Annotated in this window: 25 protein-coding genes and 1 pseudogene; 8 read left to right on the top strand and 18 right to left on the bottom strand. The window is 34.4% G+C overall.

Annotated features, from left to right (window positions below):
- The first annotated feature begins 82 nt into the window (after positions 1–82).
- A complete protein-coding gene (locus tag BAQ48_RS20100; RefSeq protein WP_071712547.1) occupies positions 83–1,123 on the top strand; it encodes a YkvI family membrane protein in 1,041 nt (346 codons plus the stop codon).
- Between the two features lie 34 nt (positions 1,124–1,157).
- Here the strand turns inward: BAQ48_RS20100 and BAQ48_RS20095 are convergent, their stop codons facing one another.
- The 5 genes and pseudogenes from BAQ48_RS20095 to rsgA form a co-directional block, all read right to left on the bottom strand.
- Entirely contained in the window at positions 1,158–1,526 is a 369-nt protein-coding gene (locus BAQ48_RS20095; RefSeq protein ID WP_071712546.1) for a DUF3979 family protein, read from the bottom strand.
- A gap of 319 nt (positions 1,527–1,845) precedes the next feature.
- Positions 1,846–2,151, bottom strand: a complete 306-nt coding sequence (locus BAQ48_RS20090) for a hypothetical protein (protein ID WP_060630531.1) — start codon at positions 2,149–2,151, stop codon at positions 1,846–1,848.
- Positions 2,152–2,347: 196 nt separating this feature from the next.
- Positions 2,348–3,166: a methyl-accepting chemotaxis protein gene (locus BAQ48_RS28590; RefSeq protein WP_415783884.1), complete on the bottom strand. Its 819-nt coding sequence runs from the start codon at positions 3,164–3,166 to the stop codon at positions 2,348–2,350.
- 123 nt (positions 3,167–3,289) lie between these two features.
- Positions 3,290–4,135, bottom strand: a pseudogene (locus BAQ48_RS28585) (HAMP domain-containing protein); the annotation flags it as partial.
- Between the two features lie 390 nt (positions 4,136–4,525).
- Positions 4,526–5,575 (bottom strand): ribosome small subunit-dependent GTPase A, encoded by a 1,050-nt coding sequence (rsgA, locus tag BAQ48_RS20080; RefSeq protein WP_071712544.1) that lies wholly within the window; start codon positions 5,573–5,575, stop codon positions 4,526–4,528.
- Between the two features lie 452 nt (positions 5,576–6,027).
- Here rsgA and BAQ48_RS20070 point away from each other — a divergent pair, with 452 nt between their 5' ends.
- Together BAQ48_RS20070 and BAQ48_RS20065 are read left to right on the top strand one after the other, a co-directional pair.
- A complete protein-coding gene (locus BAQ48_RS20070) occupies positions 6,028–6,375 on the top strand; it encodes a DUF4257 domain-containing protein (RefSeq protein WP_002118502.1) in 348 nt (115 codons plus the stop codon).
- Between the two features lie 84 nt (positions 6,376–6,459).
- The gene (locus tag BAQ48_RS20065) at positions 6,460–6,684 is read left to right on the top strand and encodes a hypothetical protein (protein WP_000162691.1); all 225 of its coding nucleotides are present in this window, start codon (positions 6,460–6,462) and stop codon (positions 6,682–6,684) included.
- A 301-nt stretch (positions 6,685–6,985) separates the two neighbouring features.
- On the opposite strand, the gene BAQ48_RS20060 is transcribed toward BAQ48_RS20065, so the two are convergent.
- On the bottom strand, positions 6,986–7,921 hold the full coding sequence (locus BAQ48_RS20060; RefSeq protein WP_071712543.1) for an aldo/keto reductase: 936 nt from the start codon (positions 7,919–7,921) through the stop codon (positions 6,986–6,988).
- A 107-nt stretch (positions 7,922–8,028) separates the two neighbouring features.
- Here BAQ48_RS20060 and BAQ48_RS20055 point away from each other — a divergent pair, with 107 nt between their 5' ends.
- The gene (locus BAQ48_RS20055) at positions 8,029–8,337 is read left to right on the top strand and encodes an ArsR/SmtB family transcription factor (protein ID WP_071712542.1); all 309 of its coding nucleotides are present in this window, start codon (positions 8,029–8,031) and stop codon (positions 8,335–8,337) included.
- A gap of 39 nt (positions 8,338–8,376) precedes the next feature.
- On the opposite strand, the gene BAQ48_RS20050 is transcribed toward BAQ48_RS20055, so the two are convergent.
- The 3 genes from BAQ48_RS20050 to BAQ48_RS20040 all read right to left on the bottom strand — a co-directional run bounded on the left by BAQ48_RS20050 (position 8,377) and on the right by BAQ48_RS20040 (position 11,850).
- Positions 8,377–9,327 (bottom strand): serine protease, encoded by a 951-nt coding sequence (locus BAQ48_RS20050; protein WP_071712541.1) that lies wholly within the window; start codon positions 9,325–9,327, stop codon positions 8,377–8,379.
- A 239-nt stretch (positions 9,328–9,566) separates the two neighbouring features.
- Positions 9,567–9,854, bottom strand: coding sequence for an AbrB/MazE/SpoVT family DNA-binding domain-containing protein (locus tag BAQ48_RS20045; RefSeq protein ID WP_064474212.1), 288 nt, complete (start codon positions 9,852–9,854; stop codon positions 9,567–9,569).
- Positions 9,855–9,969: 115 nt separating this feature from the next.
- Positions 9,970–11,850 carry an FtsX-like permease family protein gene (locus BAQ48_RS20040; RefSeq protein ID WP_071712540.1) on the bottom strand — a complete coding sequence of 627 codons (1,881 nt, stop codon included), beginning with the start codon at positions 11,848–11,850 and terminating at the stop codon, positions 9,970–9,972.
- A gap of 269 nt (positions 11,851–12,119) precedes the next feature.
- Between BAQ48_RS20040 and nadE the strand changes: the two genes are divergently transcribed.
- On the top strand, positions 12,120–12,938 hold the full coding sequence (gene nadE, locus BAQ48_RS20035; RefSeq protein ID WP_071712539.1) for an ammonia-dependent NAD(+) synthetase: 819 nt from the start codon (positions 12,120–12,122) through the stop codon (positions 12,936–12,938).
- 44 nt (positions 12,939–12,982) lie between these two features.
- Here nadE and BAQ48_RS20030 read toward each other — a convergent pair whose 3' ends face one another.
- From BAQ48_RS20030 to BAQ48_RS20015, 4 genes are all read right to left on the bottom strand, one after another.
- The gene (locus BAQ48_RS20030) at positions 12,983–13,444 is read right to left on the bottom strand and encodes an NUDIX hydrolase (protein ID WP_071712538.1); all 462 of its coding nucleotides are present in this window, start codon (positions 13,442–13,444) and stop codon (positions 12,983–12,985) included.
- 30 nt (positions 13,445–13,474) lie between these two features.
- A complete protein-coding gene (locus BAQ48_RS20025; RefSeq protein ID WP_071712537.1) occupies positions 13,475–13,672 on the bottom strand; it encodes a DUF4083 domain-containing protein in 198 nt (65 codons plus the stop codon).
- Positions 13,673–13,773: 101 nt separating this feature from the next.
- Positions 13,774–14,934 carry a transglutaminase domain-containing protein gene (locus BAQ48_RS20020; RefSeq protein ID WP_071712536.1) on the bottom strand — a complete coding sequence of 387 codons (1,161 nt, stop codon included), beginning with the start codon at positions 14,932–14,934 and terminating at the stop codon, positions 13,774–13,776.
- A gap of 145 nt (positions 14,935–15,079) precedes the next feature.
- The gene (locus BAQ48_RS20015) at positions 15,080–15,832 is read right to left on the bottom strand and encodes a YwqG family protein (RefSeq protein WP_071712535.1); all 753 of its coding nucleotides are present in this window, start codon (positions 15,830–15,832) and stop codon (positions 15,080–15,082) included.
- 224 nt (positions 15,833–16,056) lie between these two features.
- Here BAQ48_RS20015 and BAQ48_RS20010 point away from each other — a divergent pair, with 224 nt between their 5' ends.
- Both BAQ48_RS20010 and BAQ48_RS20005 read left to right on the top strand, forming a co-directional pair.
- Positions 16,057–16,200, top strand: coding sequence for a YjcZ family sporulation protein (locus BAQ48_RS20010; RefSeq protein WP_000540420.1), 144 nt, complete (start codon positions 16,057–16,059; stop codon positions 16,198–16,200).
- 87 nt (positions 16,201–16,287) lie between these two features.
- Positions 16,288–17,253 (top strand): patatin-like phospholipase family protein, encoded by a 966-nt coding sequence (locus BAQ48_RS20005; protein ID WP_071712534.1) that lies wholly within the window; start codon positions 16,288–16,290, stop codon positions 17,251–17,253.
- Positions 17,254–17,361: 108 nt separating this feature from the next.
- Here BAQ48_RS20005 and BAQ48_RS20000 read toward each other — a convergent pair whose 3' ends face one another.
- Entirely contained in the window at positions 17,362–17,529 is a 168-nt protein-coding gene (locus BAQ48_RS20000; protein ID WP_000816374.1) for a DUF3933 family protein, read from the bottom strand.
- A gap of 12 nt (positions 17,530–17,541) precedes the next feature.
- The gene (locus BAQ48_RS19995; protein WP_071712533.1) at positions 17,542–18,984 is read right to left on the bottom strand and encodes an aminotransferase-like domain-containing protein; all 1,443 of its coding nucleotides are present in this window, start codon (positions 18,982–18,984) and stop codon (positions 17,542–17,544) included.
- A gap of 118 nt (positions 18,985–19,102) precedes the next feature.
- Between BAQ48_RS19995 and BAQ48_RS19990 the strand changes: the two genes are divergently transcribed.
- Positions 19,103–19,717 (top strand): LysE/ArgO family amino acid transporter, encoded by a 615-nt coding sequence (locus BAQ48_RS19990; protein ID WP_071712532.1) that lies wholly within the window; start codon positions 19,103–19,105, stop codon positions 19,715–19,717.
- Positions 19,718–19,770: 53 nt separating this feature from the next.
- Here the strand turns inward: BAQ48_RS19990 and bcbE are convergent, their stop codons facing one another.
- From bcbE to BAQ48_RS19975, 3 genes are all read right to left on the bottom strand, one after another.
- The gene (gene bcbE, locus BAQ48_RS19985) at positions 19,771–21,000 is read right to left on the bottom strand and encodes a bacillibactin exporter BcbE (RefSeq protein ID WP_071712621.1); all 1,230 of its coding nucleotides are present in this window, start codon (positions 20,998–21,000) and stop codon (positions 19,771–19,773) included.
- A 239-nt stretch (positions 21,001–21,239) separates the two neighbouring features.
- Positions 21,240–21,446, bottom strand: a complete 207-nt coding sequence (locus BAQ48_RS19980; protein ID WP_000113539.1) for an alpha/beta-type small acid-soluble spore protein — start codon at positions 21,444–21,446, stop codon at positions 21,240–21,242.
- Positions 21,447–21,572: 126 nt separating this feature from the next.
- Entirely contained in the window at positions 21,573–22,415 is an 843-nt protein-coding gene (locus BAQ48_RS19975) for a sugar phosphate isomerase/epimerase family protein (protein WP_071712531.1), read from the bottom strand.
- Positions 22,416–22,430: the final 15 nt, after the last annotated feature.

The following is a 22,430-nucleotide window of genomic DNA, read 5'->3' as shown; positions in this document are numbered from 1 at the left end:
AACAGTTCATACGTCTAATTGTCCAAGCTCATACATATGCATAATAGTAAATCAAGCTCATCGTAGTAGAAAGAGGGATAACATGGACAATCAACAATGGCAAGTAGCAAAGAAAGTCGCTGCTACTTATATTGGAACAGTCGTTGGAGCTGGATTTGCTACTGGACGAGAAATTGTTGAATTTTTTACAGTGAACGGATTATACGGAACAATTGGTATATGTATAAGTGGATTTTTTTTTATTTGGCTCGGTACGAAGATGATGTTACTCTCATCACAAATCGGTGCATTTTCAGCGCAAGAATTTAACAAATATTTATTTGGGGATGTATTCGGAAATGTTGTAAATACATTATTACTACTTGTATTATTTGGTGTAACGAGTGTCATGCTATCAGGAGCTGGAGCGGTATTTGAAGAGCAACTTCGGTTACCAAGACAACTCGGTATTTTCATTACAGTTATCGCCTGTCTCATCATAGGTAGCCGCGGATTACAAGGAGTTTTTGAAGTAAATACACTTGTCGTACCTATTATGATGATTTTCATTATCGGACTTGCTATTACAACGTTTTTTCACGGTACAACTCCTATTAGTAACACTATTCCTGCAGAAAGCTGGAATATGAAATGGATAACTAGTCCTATTACATATGTCGCCTTAAATCTTTCTCTCGCCCAAAGCGTTCTCGTCCCGTTAGCCAGTGAAGTAAAAGATCGAAAGGCCATTTTATGGGGAGGTATTTTAGGCGGGGCAGGACTTTCTTTAATATTATTATGTAGCCATTTAGCTATCTTATCAGTCGACCAATTTTATCAATATAACATTCCAATGGCTGAAGTCATAAGAAAATTCAATGCAACTTTTCACTTTTTCTTTGTTCTTATCATTTTCGGTGAAGTGTTCACAACTTTAGTTGGCAATGTGTTCGGAATGACAAAACAAATGCAATCCATCACCGGTTGGAAAAGTAACAATATTATTTTCTTCATTTTACTAATAAGTTATTGCTTTAGTTACGTTGGCTACAGTGAGTTACTCCATATTCTATATCCTATAATCGGATGGGTAAGCATCATCTTACTTCCGATCATTGCTTTTAAACAAATTCAAAAAACATAAAAAAGCAGCCAATAACTTGGCTGCTTTTTTATGTTCATTCACAATCGTCACATACTTCCCAATATGGCCCCATTTCCAATGCTAAATGTGGCTTTAATTGCAAGCGAATCATTCGACTAGGCATACGCTCTAAAACAAATTGAATGCCATCTTCCTCTTCGTCTAATTCAACTTTTGAAATCGCAATTCTTTGCATAGTAGAAATAGGAATTCCATCTTTATATAAAGTGATTTTCACCTCATCATATTCATTAAAATACAATTCAACACTCATTTCATTTTTCAACATTTCATCAACAATTTCATATTTATCATTTTGTTCCTGGATTATATATTTCCAGCCGCCTCTAGCTTCTTCTTTTGGAGCTGCTTGAAATAATGTCATCAAATCCTCGTATAGCATAAGATAACCCCTCTCTTACTAAAAAACGATGAGTATTTTATATACCCTTTATCTCTATCACTATCCATATGTATTGTACCATATATCAACGTTCTTACCGTATTCATTTGCTTCATAAACCCACACAAAAGACCTAATTCTATCCTCATTATTATGTATATTACCCTATTACGTAATATTCTCCTAAAGGTTTCAAATATCATTAACCTTTAATGCGTGAAAATTCTGCTCTCCTACTTTTTATTAGCTCATAGATCATCTTTCCCTTGGTAGCAAGACCGCCACAAATAAAAAAGAAGAGTGATTTATATCACCCTTCTTAAAAGAATTTCCCTGTAGCAGCTAATGCTAATACTATTATTAAGATTGTAAATAATAACGATACAATGAAACTAAAAATAGGTAATGCTTTCTTTTCATTCTTCTTAAATAGTAACTTTAAACTAAGAAGAATGTTTACTGGTACAAGTATAAAATAAAAGTATTTAACAATTTGCACCGAGCTATTCGAAAGTGTTTTTAAAATAAACACTTCAATTAAAAAAACGATAAAAAATGAAATACTTAACCAAAATGAGACATAACTAAGCCAAGAATGTCTTTTTGTACCCCAATACACTCCCATAACAATCTCCTTTATTTGTATTCTATATGATTATAATTATACACAAAGTTAACAAATACCTCTATTTTTCGACAAATGTTATACAAAATATACCTTTAAATATCACAAAAACATTCTCCATCCCCATTTGATTTTACATAATAAAAACAGACTACTCCAATAGCATACTGCTATGTTGAAGATAGTCTGTCCTTTGTTAAACTTTAAATCTTTCAATTAATACTTGTAACTCTTCAGCCATTTGAGATAATGTGCCCGCCGCAGATCCAATTTCCTCCATTGAAGCTAGTTGCTCTTCTGCTGACGCTGCAACACTTTGTGTACTCGTTGCGTTATTCTGTGCTGTCATTGCAATTTGACCTACAGAAATAGATACTTCATTCGCACCTTTTGACATTCCATTTGCCGTTTCAACCATCGTCTTAATTTGATCTGCTATTTCATTTGTAGATTGTAGAATTTCTGCAAAGTTTTGCTTCGTTTCATTCGCGATAACTAGTCCGGATTGAACTTCTTCATTTACATGATTCATAGATTTTACTGTCTTACTCATATCATCTTGTATTTCACTTATTAATTTACTAATTTCACTGGAAGATACGCTAGATTGCTCTGCCAATTTACGTACTTCATCTGCAACAATCGCAAATCCTCTTCCGTGTTCACCAGCTCTCGCCGCTTCAATTGCAGCATTTAAAGCTAGCAGATTTGTTTGATCTGCAATATTTTGGATTACTTCTAATATATCACCAATTTGCTTTGATTTATTATTTAATAACTGTATAACTGCATCTGATTGCGAAACAGATTCCACAATAGACTGCATTTGATTTACTGTTTTCCCTACTAACTTTCCACCATCTTCTGCTTTTTCACGAGTATGAGCAGAAGCTGTATTAATAGATGATGAACTATTTGCTACATGCTGAATACCTTCTGTCACACTAAACAATAACATAGCGCCGTTCTCTACACTCGTTGTTTGCGTCGTTGCCCCACTTGAGATTTCATCCATTGCCATTGTAATTTGCTCAGTTGCTTCACTCGCTTGTCTTACACTTGCAGTTAGCTCTTCTGATGCCGCTGCAACATGTCCAGCTGAATCATTAATTCTTCCAATTAACGTTCGTAACGAGTTTGTCATCTCATTAAAGCCTTTTGCAAGTTGACCAATTTCATCATTAGAATGAATTTCAATTGTTTTTGTTAAATCTCCCTCACTTATTTCTTTAGAAGTGACAACCAATCTCTTTAAAGGTTTTGTAATAGAAAGTGTCACGAAATAAATAAGTGCTCCTCCTGCAACTAATGAAATAATCATAACAATTAACATATTATAAAATACTGGCTGAGCAGCTTCAATTACTTCATTAGAGTACATCGTTCCAACAATCTTCCAACCTGTTTTTACGTTTGTAGCAAATACCATTTTCTTTTCATTATTATCATACATGTATGAAAAAATACCGTGATTATCTTCATAAATTTTCTTCGCCCAAGAATCAGCTGCCTTGTCTCCTGATTTTTCTTGAGGATGTGCAATTATTTTTTGTTTCCCATCTAAAATAAACGCATATCCTTTTTTACCAATATTGATTAACTTTGTTGTTTTTAATAAATTATCTAAGCTTAAATCTACCGCAACAACACCACTTTTATCTTCTGTTTGTTTTGCAACCGTTACAACAATATGTCCATTTCCTTGCGCCTTATACGGTTCAGTAACAATAATTCCACCTTGCTTATTCATTGCATCTTTATACCAAGGACGCTCTGTTGGGTCATAATCTGCTGCCATTTGTATATTGGGTTCTTGTACAAACTTTTTATCATTCCCAGCAACATATACTTGTTCAACATCTTTATTTAAATTGATATATTGTGATAATGTTTTCCTTAATTCATCTTGATTATCCCCTTGATACATATTACCTTGAATTACCCGTGCAAAACTATTCACATCATTAAATTTCGCTTCAATCATTTGATTGATTAAATTATCTAATATCTTTATGTTATCGTGAGCACTGCTCATAATTTGTGTTTCAAAATTCCTTTTAGCCGTTTGATAAGACATGCCTCCAATAATAGAAACTGCCGCAATTAAAATAACAAAAAATGAAATTAATAGCTTTTTAGCCACTTTCATATTACGAAACCAATTTAATAGTTTACCCATTTCGTACCTCCTACTTGTAAAAATCATTGATTTAATTAATAATTTATCCCAATCCCTAGTTACTATTTTCATATCCTATTACGATGAACACTTTGTAAAGTTTAAACAAATAACTTCCCTTTGTCCATATATATGAATAACATTATTATAAAATTTACAAATACAAAAAAACCAAAGGAACAGTCCTTTGGTTTTTCACATTTTTTTATACTGTTTAGAAAGTTTTTTCCACTTATCACGTTCTGCCCTTGCAAGAATCGCATCTTGTTTTCTCATAAAATACGCCAATTCTCTTTGCAACTTTTTATAGCTCTGCAAACGATTTATCGTAATAAGTCCGTTATTTATTGCATGATGTACTGCGCATCCTGGCTCATTCTCATGTTTACAATCTCGGAAACGGCATGTTTTTGCTAATTCTTCAATATCAGAAAATGTTGTTTGAATTGCATCGCTTCCTTCCCAAAGCTGCAACTCCCTCATGCCAGGAGTATCAATTACGAGAGCACCACTTGGCAATTGAAATAACTCTCTATGAGTTGTCGTATGCCTTCCTTTACTATCTTCTTCACGAATATCTCCTGTTTTCGCTACTTGAAGTCCTATAAGCGCATTTAGCAAAGTTGATTTTCCAACCCCCGATGATCCGACTAAAGCAATTGTTTTTCCTGAAGCAACAAATTGTTGCAACGCTTCAATACCTGTATGTTCTAAACTATCAACAACGAAGATCGGAACACCAATTGCAACAGCTTCCGTTTCTACGATTTTCTGTTCCACATCATTACATAAACCACTCTTTGTTAACACAATAACAGGCATTGCACCACTTTCATACGCTAATAATAAATAACGTTCCATCCTTCTTACGTTAAAATCATGGTTAAGTGCATTCACTAAAAATAGATAATCTACATTTGCGGCTATAATCTGTTCTTCCGTTCGGTTACCAGCTTCTTGTCTTGAGAAGGAGCTTCTTCGCGGAAAAACACGATGAATAATCACTTTCTTTTCATTCTCTATTTTTTTTATATATACCCAATCACCAACTGCTGGGTAATCTCCCTTCGTTAACGCTTCATGACGAAACTTTCCAGACAGTTCTGCCATATATTCACCATCGTTACAAATTATGCGATATATATGCTTGTGCTCAAGTAAAATACGACCTACTTCAAAGTTCTCTACAGCTTGTTCTTCAAAAAAAGAATCCCAGCCGAACGATTCTAAAATATTTTGATTCAAATTGATATCCTCCCTAGTTTAAGAAAAGTGGAAGGATAGTGCGCTCACTTATATAGTATCGCCCTTTCCATCCACCTTTGTATTTTGTTTATGATTCATATAAGTTAAATTCACCATAATACATCACCCCGATCTTATTTTAATTACTCTCATTATATGGAATATCTCGTTAAAAAGCCACTTTATTTAACGTAATTTTCAAATAACTTACTTTTTAGCATTTTAATTTGTCCACGATGACTAATCTCATCTTCTAGCACATGAAACCAAATATAGTGTTGGTTATAGCTAAAACGCCTCATATAATAGACTGAAATGTATCGTAATCTTCCGTCATAATTAAATTGAATGCGAAATATCCCCAAACAAACTTTCTCAATATGGTTATATGAGATATGAAAAGGAATCAATATGTAAAAATCGAATCTTATTCACTAAAAGGAGTGGATTCGATGGAAATGTATCAATGGCTAACCGCTGTTCTCGTTGGTGGCATTACCGGCTTCGTTTCCCATCTAATCAATAACCAAGGTAAGTTATTGCTTCCACGCCGTTTGAAAACTTTTTTTCATTTTGGTTTTTTAACTGATATTTTTACCGGCTGCCTAGCTGCACTTCTCGGACTCGTTTTATTCGACGCCACCTTAATAAAAGAAATAATCAAGGTGTCCATTGTGACTGCTATTTCCGGTCAAACATTTTTACTTCATCAGGCTCTTGGTGGCGAACAGGCTAAAAATACGCAAATTGGGAAAGCTGATGAGAAGATTCAAGAAATTGACAAATTATTACGACGTTAGTATATACTTTCTTTTTAAATTATTGTTATAATGAACAATAAATATTTTCTATTGCGTCGTTTGTCAGAAGAAAGGGTGTTTCGTATGACAAAAAAGAAAGTAGAAGATTTCTTAACAAACACCGAAAAAGAGGAACTGCTAGAAAACTATAAATGTTTACGAGAAGCCCGCACAAAAAGCGAAGCTAACTATTTTGGTGAAGCAGTAAACCATCTGTTAAATAAAGCAAAACAACGAATTATTAAAGATGCAGGCATACATGATGAAAATGCAGCAACTGTACAATCGAAGAGAAAAGCACTGTTTTAGTTACAAGAATTTTCACCATAAGCATTTTTCACATTAGTTTCACATCCATTTCACAAATACTTATATTTCAATATGGTAAACTAAGTACATCCTTTTCCAAGGAACGATATGCCGATATATAAATCCCTATCTCTATAGGGATTTTTTATTTGCTCGAAATTTCCGTTTTAACTCTCCTCCAAGTCAACGGACCATCTTTTCTGATCGCTACGCTCGTAAAATACGTCAATTAATATTTTTTATACTATATGCTATTTATAGGGTATAGAAAAGGGAGTTTAGCATCTCCCCCTCTTTCTGACTATACTTCTAATATCGATTCAATCTGTTTCATGTCCTGTTCATTCAATAAAGCATCCACCGCTCTTACACTTTCTCTTATTTGCTCTGCTCGCTTCCCTCCAGGAATAACAGTATCAATTCCTTGTTTGTTTAATAACCACGCTAAGGCTATATGCGATACTTCGATATTCTTTTCTTCAGCTAAACCTTTTAACTTTTCCACTTTCTTGAAATTATTCTTATATGTATTTTCTTCAAATAGATTTACACTTTTGCGCCAATCACCTTCATTTAATTTAAAATCTTCTGTATATTTACCGCCTAGTATTCCAAAAGCAAGAGGTCCATACGGAATAAATGAAATACCAGCTTCTATACAATACGGTAATAGTTCTTCCTCAGCAGTACGATCTAACATGTTGTAAGGCGATTGTACTACATCTATATAACCATGTTGATTCGCTTCTTTTAATTGCTCTACATTTACGTTGGATATTCCAATTGAAAGAATTTTCCCTTCTTCTTTTAGGCGAGTAAGCTCTCCGATTGAATCTATGTAACTTGTTTCAGAATTTGTAAAGTGTAAATAATATAAATCAATATAGTCAGTCTGTAATCTTCTTAAACTATTTTCCACAGCATTTCTTAAATAGCTTGGTTCATTATTAATATACGTTTCTCCATTTAATAACGGCTGAATTCCACCTTTTGTAGCAAGTACAAACTCATGGCGATTTCTTTTCAATACCTGTCCTACTAATTCTTCTGATCTACCAAAACCGTATGAATCCGCTGTATCAAAAAATGTCACTCCTTGCTGAATAGCTTCTTCTATTAATCGTTTCCCTTCTTCCTCATTCACATCATTATATAAATTATGTCCCCCTACAGCATTCGTTCCTAACCCCAACTTAGAAATAGTTAATCCTGCCTTTTGCAATTTTGTATACTTCATTTTTTCTCCCCCTATATTTCTATTATTCGAATATATTCGAATAATAGAAATATAGCACTTTATATGTTATAGTGCAAATAACTTAACTTATACGAGCAGGTGAAACAATGCGTACTCCCTATCATCCAAATCGAGAAGAAATTCAATTCTCTTCTGTCTTATATGCACTTAGCGATCAAATTCGTTTACAAATTGTAAATATGTTACTAGAGAAAAATGAACAATCTTGTGGCTCCTTAAACATCCCTATCGCCAAATCAACTTTATCTCACCATTTTAAAGTTTTACGTGAGTCAGGTGTTATGTATACGCGTCTTGAAGGAACACAACGTTTCATTTCAATTCGCGAGGAAGATTTAAACGCTAGATTCCCTGGTTTATTACAAGTTGTATTACATGCGACAGAGCCATACTAAAAAACTTCTCATATGAATATGAGAAGTTTTTTAGTATGACTATTCTTTTAATAAATCTATTAATCCGTTCCCTTCAGATGTACGCTCATACCCTAAAGGTACGGTTCTTTTTATTAGTTGCGCATATATTTCTGGCTCTGATAACTTTCTACCATACTCTCTCTCGCACTGCTTAATGAGAAGTGCTAATGCTCCAGCAACATGCGGTGTCGCCATTGAAGTTCCACTTAATACAGCATACTTCCCATCTGGATACGTAGATAATATTTCATCACCTGGCGCTACTAAATCAATTTCTTGATTGGAATTACTAAAACAAGCAATTTTCCGCTCTAAATTAACTGCACCAACTTCAATTACCTCAGAATAAGCACCTGGGAAGTCTAGTTCCTCTGTGTCATCATCGCAATCCCCATTATTTCCAGCAGCACACACAACGAGTACATCTTGTCTTACCGCATTTTGAATTGCTTCATGTAATTCCGGGACGTCTTGCGGACCACCAAGTGACATTGAAATGATTCTCACTTTCTCTTGATTCGGCCCTCTCCAATTTACAGCATAATGAATGGCCTCAATAATTTGCTCATAACTTCCAGAACCATCTCCTGCTAAAACTTTTAATACTAACATTTTAGCAAGTGGTGCCACTCCTAATACACCGACACCATTTTCAGTCGCTGCAATCGTCCCCGCTACATGTGTGCCATGTCCATTATTATCGAGATAAATATTCGGATCACCTTCATAATCTTTCGTGAAATTTCTCCCATCAATAATACGGTCTTTTAAATCTATATGATTGCTATCACACCCTGTATCTAAAACGGCAACGACAATATCTTTTCCTTTCTCACTCTTCTCCCATACTTGTGGAGCATGAATCAATTGTACACCTGGTGGAATTTCATTTACTTGTTCGACCACCTTGTTTACTGTAAAAGGAATCAAATGTATACCTTTTTGTTTATTCGCTGTACTACTGTTCATCGTAATCCCTCCTGAAAATGTGTTATTTTCATTTCAGACCACTGTTGAATAGCTTTAAATTTAACATTCGTTTTTTCTGTTCTATTCTCCTTCATTTCAAATATTTCTCAATATAACTTACTACTTTTTTATTTTTCTTGTGATTCAACCAATAACAAAAATAAAAGGACCAATTTATGGTCCTTTCATAGTCTTTTAAAAGAATTAAATTTAATCTTCAAAAATAATATAAATGAAGATTAAACCTCACTCTTGTTTAAAAATTTCTCTATCTCTTTTATTAAATGTTTCGCTCCATCTATACTAACAGTAATGTTTCCATTTGCTAATGATATGTTCTGATTTGAAACATCACCTGTTATTTGACAAGCATTGTAAGGTTGATATTTTTGTAAAATTACTTTGTCTTCTTCTACGAAAATTTCAAGTGGTGATTTGATTTGTATCCCTAATACATCTCGTAATTCTTTAGGAATAACAATTCGTCCTAGTTCGTCTACTTTTCGAATAACTCCTGTTGCTTTCATATTACTCCCCCCTTACTCTCTATTAATTTTTCCACCTCGCTATTTCCATTTTATCACTATTTGGTAATGCTTGCCTCTTTTTAGAAATTTTTGTACTCAAGTCAAAAAAACACAGTTAACGAATACGTAATCTCTCTTTCAATTGTTTTAAGTAACGAGATCGTATCATTAAGAAGTATACAACTTGGATTCCTATGAAAATACTTATTACAATCGCATTTTCCTTAAACAGTGAGTACTCAAACATCTGCCCTAGCGCAGTTAATGCTACTGCTCCATGTAATGTTGCAACACCTATTGGAACGAAGAATAAAAGTGCCAATCGAATTGTAACCACTTTCGATAATTCCCCACTCGTTAAGCCTACTTTTCGAATCATTTCAAATAAACGAGCATCATCCTCCAAATCAGAAAACAAACGGAAGTAAAGGAAGCTTCCTGCACAAACGAAAAATACAATTCCAATAAAGAAACCTACAAATAGAATTGGTCCTGCGATTTGTAAACTTTGGTTTTGTTCGTATTCTTCTGCACTAAACGTTGTATGTTCTTCATAAGGCTTCATCTGTTGCGTAAGTTCTTTACCAACCTCAATTTCATCTTTCGTTCCTTCTGTTTTGTACACATAATCTTTTTCTTCTTTAAATCCATCTTGTAATGCATCATATTGATTGTTAGAGATTACATAAACATTACCTCTTAATATTTTACTTAATGACGAGGTATTAACTTTTTTCACTTGTAAAGGTTCATTCACATTTGGTAATGTAATTTCATTTCTTTCTTTCATCGGAGGTCCTGGTATATCGACTAACAAAAATAAAACTTCTTTATTTGATACCGCATTAAAGGGTTCTCCTGTTAGCTTTGCATATTCCTTATAGTCTGATTCTTTTATAAAGGTGGCGCTTCTTAACGACTGCTCCTCCGTTTTTTTTGTGGAAATATTCGTTTTTGAAGCTGCTATACTATGTTTCTTTAATCCTTCGTCAATCATCTTCAAATGCTGTGATTCATTACTATTTCCTTGCTTAGAATGATAGTGAAACGCAATTGGTCTCTCCATAATCGCCTTTGTCATTGATGTAAAGCCAACTAATGTACCTATTGCTGAAAATGCTACAGTTGAAATTATGGTTACAATAAAGAACATTCTTGCGTTATCTCTCATACGGTAAGCTAAATCTGACAACGTAATAATATTTGTCTGTGTCCAATAGAAACGTTTACTTTTTTTACATAGTCTAATAATAAAGACACTCAACTGCTTGTATAGCAAATACGTACCAATAATGACTACTGTTGTAACAGGAATCATCATGACAAATACCATTGCACCGTGTGACATAAGCGCTCCTGCATATCCCATACTAAGCAAAATGACTGCTAATATAGAAGAAATAATGGATGCTTTCGGTTCCGGCTTCGCTTCTGCTGATCCTCTAAACAATTTCATAATTTTATTCTTCTGAATCATTCCTGCACTAAACAATGAAATGATCATAAATAATACGAAAAACATAATACTCGTTACAACAATGGCTTTCATTGGAATGTAATAGGGTAAGGAAATATCTAACTTTAATATCATTGGAGCTACAAATATTAATATTCCAGAAAATAACATTCCTGCTAGAATTCCAAAGATAATTGCCCCTATCCCAATCATAATATTTTCAAAAAAGATAAGACGCTTTAATTGATATTTCGTCATACCTAACATCATTAAAATTCCTAATTCGCGCTTTCTCGTTTTTAAAAACATTCCCATCGAATATAAAATAAAGAAAAATGTAAATAAGTAAATAATGGACTGTGCAAAAGACATACTTACGAACACGTACTGGCCCAATTCTCCAGCACTTAATGCCGGATGAAACGCAAAAAATGAATAAACAAAAAAGGCCATAATAGCAAATGCACTACTTAAAAAATATGCTGAATATGTTCGTCTATTTCGCGTCACATTCCGATATGCGAGTTCTCTAATATTCATATTACTTCTCCGCCCTTCTACTAACTATGTTCTTATATTAGTAAAGTACGGAAATACATTCCATCGATTCAAATGACAAAAACCTTACAGTTTTGAAAGGTTTAAAAAATTGATTATACGTTGCACTTTCATTATAATGACTACATTCATATTCATACACGCATCCTATTGTATATTCGTTAGTTTTGCGAAATAATAAAGGATAGGAGTATGTACCAATATATACATAAAAACTTTTACAGCTTTAATATGAAAAGGAGGAAAACATAATGACATTACAAGAACAGATTATGAAAGCATTGCATGTTCAACCTGTAATTAATCCAAAAGTAGAAATTCGTAAACGTGTTGATTTCTTAAAAGATTATGTAAAAAAAACAGGTGCGAAAGGATTTGTACTTGGAATTAGTGGCGGACAAGACTCTACATTAGCGGGACGTTTAGCCCAGCTTGCAGTTGAAGAAATTCGTAACGAAGGTGGTAACGCAACGTTTATCGCTGTTCGTCTTCCTTACAAAGTACAAAAAGATGAAGATGACGCACAATTAGCATTACAATTTATTCAAGCTGATCAATCAACTGCCTTTGATATCGCTTCAACTGTTGATGCTTTTTCAAGTCAATACGAAAACTTATTAGGTGAATCACTAACAGATTTCAATAAAGGTAATGTGAAAGCACGTATCCGCATGGTTACACAATATGCAATTGGTGGACAAAACGGCCTTCTTGTTATCGGAACAGATCACGCTGCAGAAGCTGTAACAGGATTCTTTACAAAATTCGGAGATGGTGGTGCAGATCTATTACCATTAACAGGATTAACGAAGCGCCAAGGACGTGCTTTACTACAAGAATTAGGTGCAGACGAGCGACTTTATTTAAAAATGCCAACAGCTGATTTATTAGATGAAAAGCCAGGTCAAGCTGATGAAACAGAATTAGGCATTACTTACGATCAATTAGATGATTATTTAGAAGGCAAATCAGTTCCAGCTGACGTTGCTGAAAAAATCGAAAAGCGTTACACAGTAAGTGAACATAAAAGACAAGTACCAGCGTCAATGTTTGATGATTGGTGGAAATAGAGCATAAAAAAGAAGCTAATCTCTTTTAGCTTCTTTTTTATGCTTTAACGATATACCCCTACTCTTTTCTCCAATAAATCTTGCAAGCAATCTTCATGTTGTTTACAAAATAACGGCGGCATTTTGTCTAACGGGAAAAACTTCAAATCCAACGTTTCATCACCGTCTATTTTTTTCTCTCCTCCGACAATTGAGCATGTAAAAACTATCACAATTGACTGGGCTTTGTCTCCATTTGGATATGTTTGAAAATATTTTGTATATACTCCAACAAGCTCATTTATTTCTACATCATAACCTGTTTCTTCTTTTATTTCTCTAATCGCAGTTTCTGCGGCAGATTCTCCGATTTCCATTGCACCACCAGGAAACCCCCAAGCATTAAAGTCTCCTCTTTTTTGCAGTAATACTTCTCCCTCTTTATTAAATACACAACCACCCGCAAAGTTTAAAAAAACATAATCATGCCCTACTTTTTTACGTAATTCTTTTATATAATTAGCCATCTTCTTCCCCTTTTCATACACCTTTTATCGTTATTTCTTATCTTTTTCAAGCAATTCAATAATTCGATCTAGCTTCTGGTTCATATTCATCACATGCTGTTTCTTTGCAGCACTGCTTTGCAACACTCTTCTAATAAACAAAGTAAATGATAGGAAAAATAAAACGATAAGTCCGATTACTAAACAAGTATATATCAATGTAAAAATATTACTTTCGAACAAATTCATTCACATTCCACATCCTTCCACTTTAATTTTATCACATAATTCTGATTTTTAAAGTGATACATAATAAAAGAGCACCTTTTACAGATGCTCTTTTTCATTCCTTAATAGGTAAATGTAATTGTCGCTAATGAATAACCTGCCATTGCACTATAAGGCGCTACTTGATAAGATACACGCTTTGCACCTTTTGGCCAATTTATTTCATTTAACACTTTCTTTATATCTTGCATTGTCCCATCCATAGACTGCTTATATCGTACTTCTACTTTTTCTGGTTTAGCTGCAAATTGTTGCTGTAATTTTTGCTTAAACTCATTATAATTTTCTGCTCCATATTGTGCAGACGAGTATTTTAAATTTGTTTCTTTTAACATTTGTTCATATGCAACAGTTTTTGAACTACCCGCTTTTATTTTGTTTGTTAATTCACCAAAGTAACTTGTAGTTGCTGCCGGATATTTACTACGATCCCAGTCGTGATCTTTACTTAATTGCTCGTCAGACATATTAAAATATGAATATGTTACGCGCCCAGCTTTATCTGGTACTGGATCATCGAATGTCGTATCAAGATGGTACCATTTGTTTTCAATGTTTACTAAATTCCATGCGTGAGCTTGTCCATTTCCCGTACCTGTTACAATATGATTTTGGATACCTGCTTCTTTTAGTAACTCATATGTTAATAATGTATACCCTTGGCAAACGGCAGAACGATTCGCTAACGCTTCATATGCTGTATACGCTTGATACGACGTATCATAAGATACATGTTTTACAACGTAATCATGAATAGCTTTTACTTTTTCATGTGCATCCATCCCCGGTTTTACAATTGAGCCTATAATCGATTTCACCTGGGATTTTACATATTGTGTTTGTTCTTTTGATTCACGGTATTTCACTTGCAGAGTAAATGTATAGTTCCCGGGCAGTCCTTTAATAGAATACTTAGTAGACGCTACATTATATTTTACATACTCATCAGCATCTACAATTTTATTAAACTCGCCATACAATTGATCCATAATATTTCTAGCATTTCTATCTTTTGTTTTATATGTGATTGTAATATTTTCTTCTCGATTATCAATCTGTTTTTTTAATTCTTTTCTGAAATCATTTAACAACTTTGCATCTGATTGTGCTGTCGCTACAGTTGAATTCGTAGCTGCATATGATACAGATGACGCTTGTAAGCCCCCCACTACTATAGTAGAACAAAGCAGCGCAGCTGTCATATACTTACTTGTCTTTCCCATTTCGTCACTCCTTACATTCTATAACTATACGAAAAAGTATCGTATAGTTTCAGAGTATACAATACTTTTTCGTATAGGTCATATGAGATTATGCATATTTAACATTGTAAAAAGGTTGTTCTTTTTACAAGAACAACCTTTTTCATTAACAAGTTTGTAATACGCAGCATGCATTTTCAAAACGTCGATTTTTTAAGTCTTCATTTCCAATACAGAAATAAAGCATTCCTAAATCTCCCCACATCATATTACAATTTTTAGTATCTGAATCAATTTGGAATAAAAGCGTCATTTGCTGCGGATCTATGTTCATATATTTTCCAGTCTCGTACAATACCTCATCTTGTACAGAGAATGGCTCACCAAACATTTGATGGTTATCGTAGTTATCTGGAATTAGCTCTTCAAGTAATTGCAAGAAACGATCTGAATCAGCCTCATCTTCAATGAAAAGCTCTGGCAATTTATACGTTAGTTCAAAAGTAGTTGCACACTGGTTATAATTCGGTTGCAATTCATCTGCTCTTCGTAATTGCTCTACAGGAACATCATAATAAAGTACACGCCCCGCTTCAGTTGGATTCACGTCTTCTTCAAAGTAATTTTCAATACTAAAGAAATATAGCATCCCTGTCTTAGGAAGATTGTGATCCATACCAACATTTTGTAAATCCTTTAAATTAAATTGTGCAATAAACTGTAACGGATTTCCTTTGTGCGTTGGATATTCAAACGTAGCCGGAAAATCAGGAATTCCTCCCATTTTCGAACTACCTATCGTAACGCTTTCCTCCATCTTTGGCACAACTTTTACACAAGGAAATACAGTATTAATAAGTTCCTCTTTTAAATGTGTCAGCCCATATTTATCAATTAATACTTCAATTTGTTTATTCATAAATTCTCCTTATATTTACATACTTATTTGTATCATCGCACAAAAATTATACTCCATTCTTTGTAAAAACAACAAGCCTTCAAAAAAACAGGCTCTTCCTCCATACGCGAACAAGTTTAAAAAAGCATAGTATACATTGTTCCTACAAATACGATAGTTCATTATTTCTTCCAGTACATTTTCCCCTCGTTCATTTTTATTTTTAATTTAAGGAGGAATTCCACATGGGTTACGGATATAGTTGCTGTGGTTACGGATACGGCGGTGGCGGCGGTTGTGGTTATGGAGGTTTCGCTTTATTAATCGTTTTATTTATCCTTCTAATCATCATCGGAGCTAGCTGTTGGGGCGGCTTTGTAGGCTGCTAGTAAATTTAAAAACTATTGTAAAAAAGCACGTACAATACGTGCTTTTTTGCCATTTTCAAACCTTTTATTTGAAAGGAAGTATGATTAATGAAGATTGATGGTGTTTTTGAAGGAGGCGGTGTACGCGGAATTGCGCATGTAGGAGCAATTTGCGCGTTAGCTGAAAAAGGCTATGAATGGGAGCGTGTAGCTGGAACATCAGCTGGTTCCATTATTGCTGCGCTCCTAGCAGCAGGATATTCTTGTTCAGAGTTAAAAACGATTATAACTGATATTGATTATAATAAATTTACGAAGAGAACCTTTATTGACAGGATCCCGTTTATCGGAAAAGGATTAAGCGCATGGACTACTCTTGGTATTTACTCTAATATTTTCATAGAAGAATGGATTGAAGAATTACTTCGAAAAAAAGGAGTTCACTTATTTACAGATTTACCTGATTTAAATAAGCTTAAAATTATCGCTTCTGATATAAGTAATGGTAAAATGGTTGTCTTTCCTGATGACTTACCAAACTACGGATTTTTAAATTATCGCTTCTCTATCGCTAAGGCTGTAAGAATGAGTAGTACAATCCCCTTCTTCTTTGAACCGGTAAAATGGAGAACTCCAAAATGGAAGCAGCCTTGTTATATGGTAGATGGAGGAATTTTAAGCAATTACCCAATTTGGATTTTCGACTCACCTACCTCTCCTCGCTGGCCAACTTTTGGGTTTCATTTCGTAAAGGATGCAATTCAAGCTGATCCTGCCCACTATAACGAGCCTATCTCCATGTTCAAAGGACTATTTAAAACAATGATGCAAGCCCATGATTTACGTCATTTAGACAAGGAATCAAAAGCAAGAACAATTACAATTCCAACAGGGTCCATTACAAGTACAAACTTTGAGTTAACAAAGGAAGAAAAAGAGTGGCTTTACAATTCTGGTTATAACGCCGCAAATAAGTTTTTACAATCTTGGAACTTCAGACAATATATTGATGAATATAGAGACGGAAATCAAGACCGAAAAACAAATCGGTATTTCCGTCAACTTGACTCATAATACTATTATTTTTCATACGAGAACACGTAACGCTTTCAAAAAAAATAAGCCTAGTAATGTGATATATTACTAGGCTTATTTACTTCCTATATAATTATTATACTTTGCTTAAGGATACGTTAACCCTTCAGCTTCCTCCGCAGTAATAACGGTGTATCGATTTCCCGTTCGTAATCCTAACAATTCTGCTTTTTCAATTGCTTCCTGCTTCGTATCCGCATAAGCAGCTAAATACTTATCTCCATTGATAATTTGGCAAATTACATATTGTTTCATTATTTTCTCCTCTTACTTTTTCATTAGTTGTGCAAGCTTTTTTATACCTATTTCAATTTCTTCTAACGTTGCGTATGAATATGATAGCCGCAAAAATTGGTTTGCACTTCTATCATACAAAGTACCTGGATTTAATAACATCTTTTCTTTCAAAGCTTTGTCAAATAAACTACGATTTGAAATCGGAACACTCATATGTAACCAAATATAAAAACCACCTGCCGGTTCATACCATGTCGCTATTTCACTACAATACTTCTTTAACATACTCACCATAAAGTCCCTACGTTTTTTAAGCTCACCTCTTACAAACTGTAAATGTTCTTCATACAATCCATCTTTAAACCACTCTGTGGCAATTTGCTGAGATATAGAACTCGATCCATAATCTGTTTGCATTTTTATGTCTGCCAATCTTTGAATGACTGGCTCTGGTCCAACAATCCATCCAATTCTTAATCCTGGACTAATTACTTTAGACATGCTTCCAATATGCAGTACGATTCCATTTCTATCATATGCTTTTAAAGGTTTCGAAATAGGGGCATCAAACCATAAGTCTTGATATACTGCGTCCTCTATAATAGGCAATCCAATTTCATTGCATATCTCCATCACTTCTGTCCGCTTCTTCGTATCCATGCTAAAATTCGTTGGATTATGAAAAGACGGGATTGTATATAAAATAGAAGCATTAAATTGCTTCTTATATTTCGCAATATATGACACATCTAGCCCGCTCTCATCCAATGGCATTCCAATTAAACGTATTCCTGCTGATTGAAAAACATTGAGAGAGTATAAATATGATGGTTTTTCTAATAAAATTGACGCTCCTTTCGGAAGAAGCCCAATAGAAATAAGTTGAAGCGCTTGAATTGCTCCTGAAACAATCAATATAGAGTCAGGAGATACATATATACCATGTCCTTTTAAATAGTCCGCAATTTGCTTCCTTAAATTAAGATTACCTTTTGGCTGTTCATACCCAAGTATCACGTTTGACTTTAAAAGCTTATTCATTACTACTTTCATCTTTTTTTCAGGTAAAAGACTTGGCGCGAGCTCACCTGTTCCTAAACGAATTACATGCGGATAAAACTCAGCTTGATTAATCTCTTGAATAGCAGGCAGATTCGGATAATGAATTCCTGTTTCTACATAAGACTGCCAATTAGGCGGGGGTGCGTATGTTGAAGCATTCTCATTATTATTTACAACAATTGTTCCTTTCCTGCCATTCCCTTCAAGGTATCCCTTTGCTACCAGTTCATCAAAGGCCATTACAATTGTACTTCGATTCACACCAAATGTATGTGCCAAATCTCTTTGTGAAGGTAATTTCGTTCCAACAGTCCATTCTCCATTAACGATTTTTTCTTTTATATACGTTTCTATTTGTTTATACAAAGGAGTCGCTAGAGACGTATTCGGTTTCCAAACGAATCTTTCCATCATATCACCTTACATTCTTTTTGGTTGGCAACCTCCCCAACCATATGGATGGATACAAATTTTCATTTCTTCTATACAATATACACTATCATAATGAATTTAAGTAGGAGGTAATATGATGGGTGAAGCAATTATTCATGGTATCATTCTTGCATTTGGTCTTATTATTCCATTAGGCGTCCAAAATGTTTTCGTCTTTAACCAAGGTGCGAGCCAACCAAACATTTGGAGAGCAGCTCCTGTAGTATTAACTGCCTCTATATGCGATACGTTACTCATATTAATCGCAGTGCAAGGTGTCTCCCTTGTACTACTTACTTTTTCTTGGCTAACTAACGCGTTATATATGATTGGCTTTTTCTTTCTCCTATATATGGGTTTGGTTATTTGGAGAAGTACCCCTTCCAACGATATAAAACAAGAAAACAGTATGCCATTAAAAAAGCAAATCCTTTTCGCTGCATCGGTTTCGTTATTAAATCCACATGCAATTTTAGATACAATCGGTGTAATTGGAACAAATTCGATTCAATACATAGGAAGTGAAAAATGGGCTTTCACACTGGCAACTATTATCGTTTCTTGGATTTGGTTTATAAGCTTAGCTTTAGCGGGGAAATTTCTAAAAAGAATAGACTCGACTGGAAAGACAATCGTATTATTAAATAAGTTTTCCGGTCTCATCATATGGGGTGTCGCACTTTATATGTTAACACAAGTGATTTATTCTTAACGAACGAAAGAGAATTGCATGTTCCATAAAATATCATGCAATTCTCTTTCAAATTATGAAGTAGGTTCCGGTTCCGGTTTTACGTTCTTTGCATCTTTTGCTGGTTTAATCCAAATGATTGCTATAACAGCACCAATACCCGCGAATATACTTGTTAAATAAAACACTTCATGGTCAGCACCTTTCATGAAAAAAGAGTATAGAGGTGGTCCAGCTGCTACACCGATAAATCGCATGGAACTATAAAATGACGTAACCGTTCCCCTCTGTTCCTTTTCAATCCCTTGTGTAATTAAAGCATCTAAACATGGGAGTGCCATACCAATTCCGATTCCCATAATAACGAGACAAAGAAGTAGTAAATAGATTCCTTTTATAAATAAAGGAATAATGACTGAAGCAGAAGCCATTAAAAAACCAATATAAATACACTTCTTCATCACATTTTGATTATCTCCAATTTTTTTACCGGCCATATATGAACTAAGTGAGAGTACAAGTAACGGGATAGCAAGCACACACCCTTTCCATATACCATGAATGTCATACTTTGATTCCAGTATAGTCGACAAATAAAAGAGAATTCCGAATAAAATAAGCATAATAATTGCACCTAATACAAAAATGGCAATCAACCATCTTCCCTTTTCTCGAAACGTAGAGAGAATAGATTTTATAAACTCTTTAAGTGGTGGTACTTCTCCTTCTTGTTTCTTTGCCTTTACTAGAACAAGTAATAAAACAATTGATACTACACATAAAACTGGAATCGCCCAAAATGGTAAGAACCATACAATAGCAGCAAGAGCAGATCCTAAAATAGGGCTCAACACTTTTCCAAATGTATTAGATGTTTCAATGATTCCTAAACCTGTACTAACTTGTTTTTCATCTTTGTATAAATCACCAACACACGGTATAACAACTGGCATTGCACCAGCAGCACCAATACCTTGAATCGCTCTACCGATCAATATCCAAGTGTAGGGATTATCAACTTTCCAAGATACCCAACCAGTTATCGCTCCTCCTATAGCCGCAATCAGCAAACTCGGAACCATTACCATCTTTCGTCCCCATCTGTCTGATAAATAACCAGCAATCGGTATAAGTAGTATGGCTACAATAGAGTAAATTGTAATAATCATGGATACTTGAAACGATGAAATATGTAATTTCTTTTCAATAGTCGGCAGGATTGGAATGAGCATTGAATTCCCTAATGTCATAACAAGTGGAACTGATGCAAGCGCAATTAAACAACAGTTTTCTTTTTTCAACATGTTGACTTCGGAACCTTTCATCATATATTTCTTACCATATAATAGCCCTGCTGGAACGTAATGTTCATTCCACCAGGGCTATTACATCGTTACTACCTTCCCATTCACAACAAAGGAAATAGGTTAAAATATAGCATTATTTCTATTCTTTGAATCCAGTTCATTATATATTCATACCAATTAATTGAAAATAAAAAAAGAAAGGAAGGATCCTTCCTTTCTCCTATAACCTTCTACATTTAGCGAGTATATCCGCCACCAAGCTGTTGTTCTGCCATCGCTACAAGACGTTTTGTGATTTCACCGCCTACAGAACCGTTTGCACGTGAAGAAGTATCAGCTCCAAGTTGTACACCGAACTCTTGTGCAATTTCATATTTCATTTGATCTAGAGCTGCTTGTGCTCCATGTGATGCCAATTGATTAGCGTTACGATTTCTAGCCATTACCGATCACCTCCTTATTTATATATAAATTGTGTTAAATTCGATTTTAAATACATGGTAATTTTTGGTTATTTTTTCATACAAGAAAAAAGAGTCTCCTAAACGAGACTCTTACATCATTTCACTTTATGAAGTTACTACTTCTAATTTTCTATTTGTTAATATCTTCATTTCTTCTTTCAGTATATCTTTCGCATTATGCCCAAACCATTCCAGTGAAGCAAAATAGTTAGTATCTCTCACTTCCTGTATGATCTCATCATAATTTACGATACCTTCAAATAATGGGACCATACCAACTCGGCTTCCTGCTGCTGCATATACATTATTAGGTTCAAACACATGTAAATAATCCGCTGAGGATATATTCTTAAAGTGATAATGTTGTATCCACGGTCTTAATCGATGGAAACTGTCTATTGGATCTGCACCAGACTCCCATATATGAAGAAAATCAAGGTTTATTTTCAAATTCGGATGATTTACTTCTTCTAATAATTCCAAAGTAGAGGGCAACGTGTCCGTTAACGTATTCGGATGTGTTTCTAACAGTACATACATATTATGCTCAGCAAATAAATCACTAATTTTTCGAATTCGCTTCACATACTCTTTCCTCTCTTGAACCGAAAAGTCTTTGCTCCCTTTTTGACCAGCAAACGTACGAATCTTGTTTGTATGAAACCAATTCGCTAACGTTATGAGCTGTTTACACTTCTCTATCGTCTTTTCAAAATTTGCTGATAAGGATATATCTAAATAATCACTAATCATCGTAACTTCTAAATTTTTATCCTTTAAAAAAGCCAATTCTCGTTCTGTCGTTTCACGCTCTTGCATATACAAATTTTGTGCATGAGTCCCCCACAATTCAATTCCTTCAAAACCGTTTTCGTATGCAAATTGAACAATATCAGTAAATGAAATTAATTGATGGCGAAATGAAATGGTACATAGTGAATATTTCATAGCTTTAAACTCCCT

The sequence above is a fragment of the Bacillus luti genome, from assembly GCF_001884105.1.
GTDB classification, from domain to species: domain Bacteria; phylum Bacillota; class Bacilli; order Bacillales; family Bacillaceae_G; genus Bacillus_A; species Bacillus_A luti.
This window is presented reverse-complemented; position numbering and strand designations above follow the sequence as displayed.